This is a genomic window from Aquirufa sp. ROCK2-A2 (assembly GCF_054558485.1).
The window spans coordinates 244,707-256,442 of the sequence record NZ_JBPXKA010000002.1 but is presented as its reverse complement, the minus strand read 5'-3'; the positions used below and the strand labels follow the sequence as shown (position 1 = coordinate 256,442).

Here is an 11,736-nt window from a genome sequence, read left to right as displayed (position 1 = left end):
ATTTTAAATTCTACTTGCATCTTTCCTGAAAAAATTCTACTTTTGCAATCCGATTTTATAACAAATATAATTCAAAGGCGTTAAGCCAATTAAATGTAGATATTATGGCAAAGGTTTGTCAATTAACAGGAAGAAAGACACAAGTAGGAAACAATGTTTCTCACGCAAATAACAAAACAAAACGTAAGTTTTATCCAAACTTGCAGACTAAGAAATTTTTCTTAGAATCTGAAGGTGTTTGGGTTCGTATGAAGGTTTCTGCGAAAGCAATTCGTACAATCAACAAAAACGGTTTTGAAAAAACATTAATTCAAGCAGCTCGTAAAGGTACGTTAACTGTTTAGATTCAAATTTTTTTACGAAATTAGCCTCTTTGAAATCCAAAGAGGCTTTTTTTGTTTCTAATATGCTTCAACCAGACGAATTAATTCGATATCAAAAACAGCTTAAACTACCAGATTGGGGTTTAGAAAAGCAGTTATTGCTTAAAAATGCCAAGGTTTTGGTGGTTGGGGCAGGTGGTTTAGCTAGTTCCGCATTGATGTATTTGGCCGCTGCGGGTGTTGGACATATCCATATTCTAGATGGTGATCAAATTGAATTATCGAATTTAGCTCGACAAGTCCTGTTTTTGGATCAAGATATTGATCAATCAAAAGTGGATGTCGCTGTAAGTCGACTCGCTCAACAAAATCCAACGATACAAATTAGCGGAACCAAGGAATTTTTAACCCTTGAAAATGCTTCCAAATACATTCAAGATGTCGACCTTGTGATGGATTGTACGGATAGTTTTGAGGCAAGGTACTTAATCAATGATTTTTGTGTATCCTTAAATAAACCTTTTGTTTATGCAGCCATACATTCTTGGGAAGGATTAATTTGTTTGTGCAATGCCAAAAATCAAGCGGGTATTTTAGGCCCGACTTACCGTTGTTTATTTCCTGAAGAGCCTGGTAAAATGGAAATTCCGACGTGTGATGAGGTAGGAGTAATGGGTTACCTTCCAGGAATGATGGGGTTATTTCAAGCCAAGGAAGCCATTTTTTATTTAGCAGGATTAGATTCACGTGTCAACGGATCCTTGATGCGTTGGGATTCCAGAGACATGACCTTTCATTTTTTTAAAGTGCAAAGGACTCAAAATGCGGAAATGACTATTTTCCCAAAGAAATTTCTAGCCCATGAAATTCGAGAAATTTCGGTAGTTGATTTGCAAGAAAAATGGGAAAGACAAGAAATAACAATTGTGTTGGATGTTCGGGAGGATTACGAATGGGAGAGTGCTCATCTTACAGGTGCGCTTCATATTCCAATGGGAAAGATTCCTCAATACATTTCTCATTTAAGTAAAACTCAGGCCATCGCAGTGATGTGTCACCATGGCATGCGCTCTGCCAGCGTAATTCGCTACCTCCAAGAAGAATATCAATTTAAAAACCTCTACAATGTCGCTGGTGGCATAGATGCCTGGTCAAGGGATGTGGATGAGGCAGTTGGGAGATATTAGTCTTTAGTTATTAGTGTTTAGTGAAAGTTTCCTATTACCTATTACCTATTACCTATTACCTTTTACCTATTACCTTTTACCTATTTAAACAATCTTTCCATACAAATCAAACTCCTCTGCTTTATCAATTTTAACCTGAACAAAATCGCCTAAACGTGCATATTGTTCCGCTGAAATCAAGACCTCATTGTCCACTTCTGGCGAGTCAAATTCGGTTCTTCCCACGAAGTATCCACTTTCTTTTCGGTCGACCATGACTTTGAAAGTCTTACCTACTTTTTCTTGATTCAATTCTTCGGAAATCCCTTGCTGCAAGGCCATGATTTCATCCGATCTTTCTTGTTTGGTTTCCTCAGGTACATCATCTTCCACTAAATAGGCATGCGTATTCTCTTCATGGGAGTAATTGAAAATACCTAATCGGTCAAATCGCATGCGCTCAACAAATGAATACGTTTCTTCAAAATCCTGCTCTGTTTCTCCGGGGTATCCAGAAATCAAGGTTGTTCTCAAGGCAATTCCGGGAACGGTTTCACGGATGGTATGGATTAATTCCTCGGTTTTTTGACGAGTAATTCCTCTTCGCATTCTTTTTAAAACACCATCAGATCCACTTTGAAGTGGCATATCTAAGTATTTGCAAATATTGTCTCTTTCTGCCATGGTAGAAAGAATTTCCGTAGGAAAACCTGCCGGATAGGCATACTGTAACCTAATCCATTCGATTCCATTCACATCTGACAAACGCTCTAATAATTCTTTCAACTGACGACCACTACTTCCTCCGCTTTGTTTAAAATCTAGTCCATAGAAAGTTAAATCTTGGGCAATCAAAATCAATTCTTTCGTTCCTTTTTTGGCTAAAGATCCTGCTTCTTTGACCAATTCTTCCATGGGTCTAGAAACGTGCTTTCCTCTCATGATGGGTATCGCACAAAAACTACATGGGCGATCACATCCTTCGGCAATTTTTAAATAGGCATAATGGGCAGGCGTGGTTAATAAACGTTCTCCCACCAATTCTTGTTTATAATCAGCTTTTAAGGCTTTCAATAATCGAGGTAATTCATTCGTGCCAAAAAAGGAATCTACCAAAGGGATTTCTCTTTCCAAATCGTCTTTGTAACGATGGGATAAGCAACCTGTAACATATAATTTGTCAATTTTACCTGCTTCTTTGGCATCCGCATATCGTAAAATGGTGTCTATCGATTCTTGCTTCGCATTATCAATAAAACCGCAGGTGTTAATGACCACAATATTCGCCTTGTCTTTTTTTGCTTCGTGGGTAACTTCTAATCCATTTCCTTTTAATTGAGTAAAAAGAACTTCAGAATCCACTAGATTTTTGGAACAACCTAAGGTGATAATATTGATAGAAGGCTTTGGTGCGACTTTGGTTTTCATGCGAAAAATTAAATGAATTGCAATTTACGATTTTTAATTCAATTTGCCCTTTTATTCCAGGTTCATACAAAGAACGAAATGGGAGGGTAAAGTTTTTTTTTGTTCGTGATAAATAAAATGAATACTTTTAGTAGTATTGTAAAATCAAAAATGTAAACTAAATCTATGAAAAAAATTATTCTAACAAGTGCCATTGTCGCGATGGCTTTTACATCATTTTCTCAAGCAATCAATAGCTTAACAAAACAAGAAAAGAAAGACGGCTATCAATTATTATTTGATGGAAAAACGTTTGCTGGCTGGCACACCTATGGAAAACCAGGTAAAATTGGTGCCTCGTGGTCGGTAGAAGATGGAGCTTTCGCCTTTGATGTCATGAAAAAAGAGGGTGGTGATTTGGTAACAGATGGGGAATTTGACAATTATGATTTTTCGGTTGATTGGAAAATTTCACCCAACGGTAATTCAGGTATAATTTTTAACGTTACCGAAGATGCTGCAAAATACCACAGTACTTACAATACAGGACCTGAAATGCAGGTATTGGATGATGCAGGCCATCCGGATGGTAAAATTAATAAACACAATTCTGGTGATTTATACGACTTGATTAAATCTTCTCAAAGAACCGTTAAACCAGTAGGAGAGTGGAATACTGCTCGAATTGTTAATAATCGCGGTTTGTTACAGTTGTATTTAAATGGCGTTAAAGTTGTAGAAACACGTTATGATGATGAGAATTGGAAAACAATGATTGCCAATTCAAAATTCAAAGTGATGCCAGGATTTGGTGTTAATATGAAAGGTCATATCGCTCTTCAAGACCATGGTAATCCAGTATGGTACAGAAATATTAAGATTAAGAAATTGTAAATCTCATTTTTTGGATATCCTTGTTTAGGCAGTGATATTTCCTTTTTAGAAAAAATAAAAAGGCTTGCAATTGCAAGCCTTTCGTTATTTAAAGGGATTTGATTTAAAAACGAATTCCTAAACCAAACAGATTGATGATTTCAACAGAATGTTTTAAGGATTTGCAAAAATGTATGTAAAATACCGCATTCGAATTTAGTATTTAGAAATACATATTTGCGGTTAGGTAGTGAAAGACTTAACAACTAGTTACACTAATCATTCGACTTTGCTGATACAAATGTCGTGGATTCATTTTGAAAAAAAAATATTTACACATTATTTTTTTTCAAATCCGTGTCCTACCGTTTTTGTTTTAACACGTAATAAATTCATGTCTGAGGTAATAAAAAGCGTTTTACCATCCTCTCCAAAGGCAACATTTGAATTGGCATTATCGGTAATAATTCTACCTAATAATTTTCCTTTGGAATTAATAATTAATACGCCCCCTGGTCCAGTTGTCCAAATATTTCCTTCTTGGTCAATTTTCATTCCATCTGCTGAGCCGTTCAAACCACTCTTATGCATCTGATTTCCATCAAAAAAGATGGTTGGTTCTCCTAAATTGCCTTTTTTGTCCACTGGGTAAGCATTCCAAATTAAGGCGTTCGGGTCCGATTGAGCCACATATAAAATACTTTCATCTAAGTTAAATGCAAGCCCATTTGGACGAGTCATCACTTTGGATTGTAGACTTAAATTTCCTTTTGTATCAATTTTATAAACACCTTGGTAATCTAATTCTTTGGCTGGTTCAGCTTTACCACGTCCGGGTAGTCCATATGGAGGATCTGTAAAATAATAGGCTCCAGAACTATGTTGAACCAAATCATTCGGGCTGTTTAATTTTTTCCCTTCAAAGATATGCGCTAATGTCTTTTTTTGATCGGGGTGATGAATGGGCATTTCAGCAATACGTCTATCGCCATGTTCACAACTTACTAAATTTCCTTTTTGATTGATAATTAAGCCGTTGGCACCTGGCTCCTCTGAGTAGTGTTCTTTTCCAGTGTACCCAGCAGGTTTTAAAAATGTTTCTAAGCCTTTAGATTCGGTCCACTTATGAATAATGTTTTCAGGAACATCTGTGAATAACAAGAAATTTTCTTTTTTTACCCATACAGGTCCTTCGGACCAAGTAAAACCTTTGGCGATGATTTCAATTTTTGAATTAACATCCAATAAATGATCTAATTCAGGATCTATTCGTTCAATTCGACCAATGGTAGGATAAGTAGTTTGGGCATTCATAGAAATTATGGTACTTGCGAAAAGCAGTGTCGTAGAAGCAAAAATCTTAAGGTATGTTTTCATGCGAAAAAAAAGGCGTGCATTTTCATACACGCCTCAATGCGTAGATTATAAATTTAATTTTTTCAATTCCTTCACTGCGAAATCTGCCGCACGTGCGGTTAAAGCCATATAAGTTAAGGATGGATTCACGCATGAGGTGGAAGTCATGGCAGAACCATCTGTTACGAATACGTTTTTGCAGGCATGAGTTTGATTATGAGCATTCAATACCGATGTTTTCGGATCTCTACCCATTCTAGCTGTTCCCATTTCGTGAATAGCCATACCTAAATAAGAACCATTGTCATGAGTTTTAACATTTTTCAAACCTGCGCTTTCCAACATTTCTCTTGCATCCTCCATCATATCCTTGCGCATTTTCATTTCGTTTTCTTTCAAACCTGCATCAAACACCACTACTGGTAATCCCCATTTGTCTTTGGTAGTAGGATCCAAATACATTTTATTTTCATGGTACGGCAAGGTCTCCCCAAAACCACCTAAATTCATTGTCCATGGACCTGGCTTAGTTAAGGACTCCTTGTAATCACCTCCGAAACTTAAATCGCCAATGCCACGGTTCCAACTTTGTCTAGATCCACCACCTTGGTAACCAAAGCCGCGTAAGTAATCACGCTTATCGTTACCAATGTTTCGGTATCTTGGAATGTAAATACCATTCGCTCTTCTACCAATGTAATATTTATCTTCATCACCTTCCCAAACTCCACTTGCACCTGTTCTAAAGTGATGATCCATTAAATTATGCCCTAATTCACCTGAATCATTTCCAAATCCATTCGGGAAACGTCCTGATTTTGAATTCAACAATAAAGCGGTTGAGCTCACAGTTGATCCACACACAAAAATAACTTTGGCATAGTATTCTTTCACTTCGTGTGTAACCGTATCGATGACACGAACACCTTTCGCTTTGTTCTTTTTCTCATCATAAATGATCTCAGAAACCAAAGAATCTGGTCTTAATGTTAATAAACCAGTTTTTGCTGCAGGTGGAAGTGTACAAGATTGTGAACTAAAATATGCACCATAAGGACAACCCAAGCGACATTTATTGCGATACTGACAAGCAGAACGACCGATGCCCAACTGTGCTTGTTTTGCTTCCGATAAGTTCGCCACACGACCAATAGTCATATTTCTTCCCGGAAAATTCTTTTCAATTCTTTTACGAACCTCTTTTTCTACACAATACATGTCCATCGGTTTCAAAAACTCGGAATCCGGTAATTGTGGAAGTCCCAATGCTTCTCCAGAAATACCTACATGTTTTTCCACGTACGAATACCAAGGAGCAATATCTTTGTAACGGATAGGCCAATCAACCGCAACGCCATCTTTTAGATTAGCTTCAAAGTCGATATCCGATAAACGGTAAGTTTGACGGCCCCACATGATGGATTTCCCTCCAACGATGTTTGGACGAAACCAATCGAATCGTTGTACTTCTTTGTACATAGAATCCGAATCGTTGAACCAATAATCTTGGGTCATTTCATTGTAGGGATAATCCCTTGCCAATTTTGGATGACTCGCTTTTTGCTCTTGGGTTAATAAACCATTGTACTTAAAATCCCAAGGATCTTTATAGGTAGGAGCATATCCCGTGATATGTTCCATTTGTTTTCCTCTATCCAATACCAAAGTTCTAAGGCCTTTTTCAGTTAACTCTTTGGCCGCGAATCCACCTGATACTCCTGAGCCTACGACAATCGCATCATACGTTTGTCCTTTTATTGCGTCTATGTTTAAATTCATTGTTTTTCGGTTTTAAGATTAAATTGCCCAAGTTTTTTGACCAGCAGTCAAAGGCATACAACCATCAAATTTTCCTGGAATTGATAAATATTCCAATGCTTTTGTAGCTCCAATTTCAGAAGTGAAATAACCTGTAGTAGTTAATTCTTTGATCATAAAAAAGAAAGTTGCTTGTCCTTTCACTTTTTTGCGAGCTAAATCGGCTTCCAACATACTGGTCGTTAAGGCATCTTTTTTCTGAGTTGTAGAAGCTGATGCAAAACCTGTTCCAAATTTTGTTTTACAGTCGGAATCTAATTTGGATAATCCTGCATAGAAGATTTCCTGATCAGCTTTGGTATAACAATCTCTTACAACACGAACGATGAATTGTTCTACTTTGGCAGCTTTAGCACCTGGAGTACTGGTTGTAGGGATGATTACATCTGCCACTTCGGCAATCAATGATTCTTGTTCAGCAGTAAATGTGACAAATGAACCGTTGTTGGTTTTTTTGCCCATAATTCCTGCCATTGCTGGTGCTGAAATTACGCCACCCATTAAAAATGCTACTCGCTGAATAGCATCTCTTCTGTCGATTTTTTTCATATTAATATCGGTTTTTTCGATTCGAGGTCCTCTTTTGATGGAATAAGACTATTTCATCTCAAAGAATTTCAAATATATGCAATTATTGCAAAAAAACTAATCCATATTGGGTGCTTTCTAGAGAATATTTCTTCTATTTTTACAGAAAGTTTTACAATTTATGTCCTTAGTACCTGCATCAACTCTGATTTCCGAACTTTTTTCAACGCTTCAAGAGAATTTTGATGAATTAGAATCTCATGCGATCGCTTATCGAATTTTAGATTTGGAATTTGATTGTTCTAAATTGGATATTTATATGGGAAGAGAAATTTCCCTTCCTGAGAATTGGGAATCGATACTTTCTAGGTTACAATCAGGAGAACCTTTTCAATATGTTTTTGGGAAAGCATTTTTTCGTTCTGAAAGATTTGAAGTTAATTCTTCCACCTTAATACCTCGACCTGAAACGGCTGAATTGGTCGATTTGGTTTTGGATAAAATACCTACTTGGAAGACCAATCCAACGATTTTGGACGTGGGAACTGGCTCAGGTTGTATTCCTATTTCGATTAAATTAGAATGTCCGAATGTGCAAATTTCTGCATGGGACATCTCCTCCGAAGCATTAGAAGTTGCTAAACGAAATGCCAATCATCTAGAAGCTGAAGTTCAATTTCATCAAAAAGATGTCTTCAAATGGGCTGAAACAACGGAATTTTGGGATATCATTGTTTCCAATCCGCCTTATGTGTTAGAGAATGAAGCAAAAGAAATGGAAAAACATGTTCTTGATTTTGAACCGCATTTGGCTTTATTTGTTCCCAATGAGGATCCTTTGAAATTTTACCGAGTAATAGCAGATTTTGCTGCCAATAGTTTGCATACAAATGGTTGGCTCTTTTTTGAAATTAACCGGGCATTTGGACAAGCCACGATTGATATGCTCAGGCAGAAGGATTTCTCGGAAATCAGTTTAATCGATGATTTTAAAGGAAATCCAAGATTTGTAAGAGCGATGAAAAAATAAGAATCAATTAGTTATTTCCCAATGCTTTCCTAGCGCTGTCCAATGGGTAAATCGTTTGTATGCCATTTTTTTCACGGAGGTAGGTGATTATTTCGGCGAAATCCAATGCTTCTAATTTATTATTGCCGGGCATAAATCCGTCATAGGTTTTTCCATTCACTTGGATGGAACCCTTTTGGCCATATTTTAAAATATGGATGATTTCTTTTTCGTTCATTCTTTTGAACAAATCCGTTTGGAATACAGGAGGGTAAAGATCTTTTAATCCTTTTCCGTCTTTTTGGTGGCAATTTTCACAATTCGTTTGATAGGCATTCATGCCCTCGAAGGAATATTGTTGACGCAAGATTTCTTCCTCACTTTGACAAGACAAAATAGTGCCAATTACTAGAAATACGAGTATAAATCTTTTATTTTTCACCTATTTTTCATTTAATAAGATTTCCATATCTTGAATCAGATGATCCACTTCCTCTGCTTTTGTTCCATCATAAATACCCCGAACATGTTTATTTTTATCTACCAAAATAAACGCCCCGCTGTGAACAAATCCTCCTGCTTCATTGGGGTCTTCTTGGGTGGTGACCATGTAAGATTTTTCACCTAATGTATAGATTGATTTTTTGTCACCCGTTAATAAATTCCACTTTGGAGCCTTGATTTGCAATCTTTTTGCATAGGCTTTTAGTACATTTGGCCGATCAAATTCTGGGTCAATGCTATAGGAAACAAGAGCCACATCATTGTTCTTCTCGTAACGTTCATATAATCGTAACATTTGAGTTTTCATTTTAGGACAAATGGTAGGGCATGAAGTGAAGAAAAAATCGGCTACATAAATTTTTTGATCCAAACTTTGTTGGTTGACCCAAACGGAATCTTGATTCAAGTATTCAAAAGCAGGAATTTTATGGTAAATGGTATCTATCTTCCCATTAACAGTTTGGGTCGTTTTGGGGCCCAAATAGGGTAAAATTTTCTTTTCTGTGCAAGAAAAAAGAATGAAAAAGAAGATAAAACTACTTAGAAATATATTTTTTGGCGGCATTTAGGGTAGAATCAGTAATGTTTTCAACGTTTTTTAATTGGTTAAATTGAGATTTTAGATATAGAACTTGGTTTTTTACCTCCATTTTATCTAGGCTATCGATCGAAAAATGATGCATCCAATTCATCATTTCATTTTCTGCTTTGCTTAAAGATGTAATTAAATTTTTAACGTGGGTCGAATCTTTGCCGGTTGATAAACTATCCAATTGACTTTTTAATTGAATAATTTCTTCTGTTTGAGGCATCAATTTATCATGCAAACTCATTACTTGCTCGTTTAGAGCCTCTTTGGCTTTTTGCTCGGCTTCTTGACATGCATTACTGCCGACTAAAATAATAGACAACAGTATGAATAGGATATTTTTCTTCATTTTAATTAACTCGATTGTCAGCAATTAGTTTTTTAACATTTTCTCTTAAATCCAAATATCCATTTTGACCTCCAATCATTTTGGCAATTTCATCGATCCTTTCTTCTTCGGATAAGTGTTTAATAGCTGAAACTGTTTTTTCACCCGAATGGTTTTTGTAAACGAATAAATGTTTTTGTCCAGCGGAGGCAATTTGTGGTAAATGGGTAATGGCTATTAATTGGTGATTTCGACTCATTTGACCTAGCATTTGACCAATTTTGATGGCAATTTCCCCAGATACACCCGTGTCGATTTCATCCAAAATTAAGGTGGGTAAAGACCTTTTTTCTGCCAATAAATGTTTGATCGATAACATTAATCGACTCATTTCGCCTCCAGATGCAATTAATTTAAAAGCTTTCGGGGCAAGTCCCTTATTGGCTGAAAATAATAATTGGATTTTATCCAAACCAGAATGTCCAAGCTCTTTTTCTTGGATTTCCCAATCCAAAGTAGCGTTTGGAATTCCTAATTGTTGCAATGAATTCAATAGTTGTTTAATTATTGAATCAAGTACATTTAATCGACTTGCTTGAAGCTTTTTACCTTTTTCCTTGACCATTTCAAGAATTATAAGGACGTTTTTTTCCGCTTTTAATAAGTTTTCCTCTACATTTTCGACAAGAATTAATTCATTATCTATTTTTTCATGCGTTTCAATTAATTCTTCCAATGAGGACGCTTGGTATTTTTGTAACAAACGATTGAGTAAATCGAGCCTTTTTTGCAGATTTTCTAAATCGATGGGTTCTGATAGGCTTGATTCAGCCTCTGATTCTATTTCTAAACTTAAATCCTTTAGTTCAATCCAGATGGATTCCAATCTGTTTTTCCAATTCTCAAAATCAGTCCCCCATTTGCTCAAGGCTTGACTTTGCTGCAAGGCAAGGCGTGTTTGTTGAAGAGCGGAATAATCAGAAATGCTCAAAAGATTACTAAGGTTAGCTAATTTTTCCCGAATTTGTTCGGTGTTTTGTAAACGTTCCACTTGACTTTTCAAGCTCTCGTATTCATCCTTTTTTAATTGGGCTTTATCCAATTCGTCTCTTTGGAATTGTAAAAATGCTAGATTTTGTTGACCTGTCTCTGCTTTGGATTTTAAATTTTTGTAATCGGTCAATGCCTGTACATATGCTTTATAATCAACCGAATAGGCTTGTTTAATTTCCTGATTTTGGGCAAAACTATCTACTAAATCCAAAGAAAAATCGGGATGATACATCCAACTATTATCTTGCTGCGAATGAATATCGACCAATTCTTGTCCGATTTTTTTCAAGGCATCCAAATTAACTGGACTGTCATTGATAAAACTTCTTGATTTTCCTTGCGGGTTTATTTCTCTACGAATGATGCAGTTTTCTTCTAAATCGATGTCTTCATCTACGAATATTTCTTGTAGACTAGGATAGTTTTCAATGTCAAAAACGCCTTCAATGATGCATTTTTTATTTGGATCAAACAGCGTTTTTGAATCGGCTCTTTGGCCCAATAACAAAGAAATGGCTCCTAAAAGAATTGATTTTCCAGCTCCCGTTTCACCTGTAATGACTACTAAACCCTTGTCTAGATCTAAGTCGAGGGTTTCAATCAGTGCATAATTTTGAATATGTAGATGTTTGAGCATGGATCAAATTGTCTTCAAACCCTGAAATTACACAATTTCTTTGTTTGAATTTTTATTTCGAGAAAGAAGAAAAGCTTTTTGATAAAATTTATCAATAATTTGTACCTTTGGGAAAAATTTTCGCCTAGTTAAATTAACACCAACG

General features: G+C 36.2%; 12 protein-coding genes. 4 read left to right on the top strand and 8 right to left on the bottom strand.

The genetic code is table 11. The features are described 5' to 3' along the window. Window positions 1–104: 104 nt before the first annotated feature. The gene (gene rpmB / locus V7S76_RS04295) at window positions 105–344 is read left to right on the top strand and encodes a 50S ribosomal protein L28 (RefSeq protein ID WP_459508813.1); all 240 of its coding nucleotides are present in this window, start codon (window positions 105–107) and stop codon (window positions 342–344) included. Window positions 345–373: 29 nt separating this feature from the next. Beyond that, entirely contained in the window at window positions 374–1,510 is a 1,137-nt protein-coding gene (locus V7S76_RS04290; protein WP_459508812.1) for a ThiF family adenylyltransferase, read from the top strand. Between the two features lie 84 nt (window positions 1,511–1,594). Here V7S76_RS04290 and rimO read toward each other — a convergent pair whose 3' ends face one another. Beyond that, window positions 1,595–2,917, bottom strand: a complete 1,323-nt coding sequence (rimO, locus tag V7S76_RS04285; RefSeq protein ID WP_459508811.1) for a 30S ribosomal protein S12 methylthiotransferase RimO — start codon at window positions 2,915–2,917, stop codon at window positions 1,595–1,597. Window positions 2,918–3,082: 165 nt separating this feature from the next. Here rimO and V7S76_RS04280 point away from each other — a divergent pair, with 165 nt between their 5' ends. Further along, on the top strand, window positions 3,083–3,790 hold the full coding sequence (locus V7S76_RS04280; protein WP_459508810.1) for a 3-keto-disaccharide hydrolase: 708 nt from the start codon (window positions 3,083–3,085) through the stop codon (window positions 3,788–3,790). Window positions 3,791–4,108: 318 nt separating this feature from the next. Here V7S76_RS04280 and V7S76_RS04275 read toward each other — a convergent pair whose 3' ends face one another. From V7S76_RS04275 to V7S76_RS04265, 3 genes are read right to left on the bottom strand one after another with little or no spacing between them, the layout of a single operon-like run. After that, a complete protein-coding gene (locus V7S76_RS04275) occupies window positions 4,109–5,146 on the bottom strand; it encodes an SMP-30/gluconolactonase/LRE family protein (RefSeq protein ID WP_459508809.1) in 1,038 nt (345 codons plus the stop codon). Window positions 5,147–5,191: 45 nt separating this feature from the next. Next, entirely contained in the window at window positions 5,192–6,904 is a 1,713-nt protein-coding gene (locus V7S76_RS04270) for a GMC oxidoreductase (RefSeq protein ID WP_459508808.1), read from the bottom strand. A gap of 18 nt (window positions 6,905–6,922) precedes the next feature. Further along, window positions 6,923–7,492, bottom strand: a complete 570-nt coding sequence (locus V7S76_RS04265; RefSeq protein ID WP_459508807.1) for a gluconate 2-dehydrogenase subunit 3 family protein — start codon at window positions 7,490–7,492, stop codon at window positions 6,923–6,925. A gap of 160 nt (window positions 7,493–7,652) precedes the next feature. Here V7S76_RS04265 and prmC point away from each other — a divergent pair, with 160 nt between their 5' ends. Beyond that, entirely contained in the window at window positions 7,653–8,501 is an 849-nt protein-coding gene (gene prmC, locus V7S76_RS04260) for a peptide chain release factor N(5)-glutamine methyltransferase (protein ID WP_459508806.1), read from the top strand. Between the two features lie 7 nt (window positions 8,502–8,508). Here the strand turns inward: prmC and V7S76_RS04255 are convergent, their stop codons facing one another. Genes V7S76_RS04255 through recN form a run of 4 tightly spaced genes read right to left on the bottom strand, consistent with a single transcriptional unit; the run spans window position 8,509 to window position 11,591 of the window. Further along, window positions 8,509–8,922, bottom strand: a complete 414-nt coding sequence (locus V7S76_RS04255; protein WP_459508805.1) for a c-type cytochrome — start codon at window positions 8,920–8,922, stop codon at window positions 8,509–8,511. Further along, window positions 8,923–9,465, bottom strand: coding sequence for an SCO family protein (locus V7S76_RS04250; protein WP_459508804.1), 543 nt, complete (start codon window positions 9,463–9,465; stop codon window positions 8,923–8,925). Window positions 9,466–9,520: 55 nt separating this feature from the next. Next, on the bottom strand, window positions 9,521–9,922 hold the full coding sequence (locus V7S76_RS04245; protein WP_459508803.1) for a hypothetical protein: 402 nt from the start codon (window positions 9,920–9,922) through the stop codon (window positions 9,521–9,523). 1 nt (window position 9,923) lies between these two features. Next, the gene (recN, locus tag V7S76_RS04240; protein WP_459508802.1) at window positions 9,924–11,591 is read right to left on the bottom strand and encodes a DNA repair protein RecN; all 1,668 of its coding nucleotides are present in this window, start codon (window positions 11,589–11,591) and stop codon (window positions 9,924–9,926) included. Window positions 11,592–11,736: the final 145 nt, after the last annotated feature.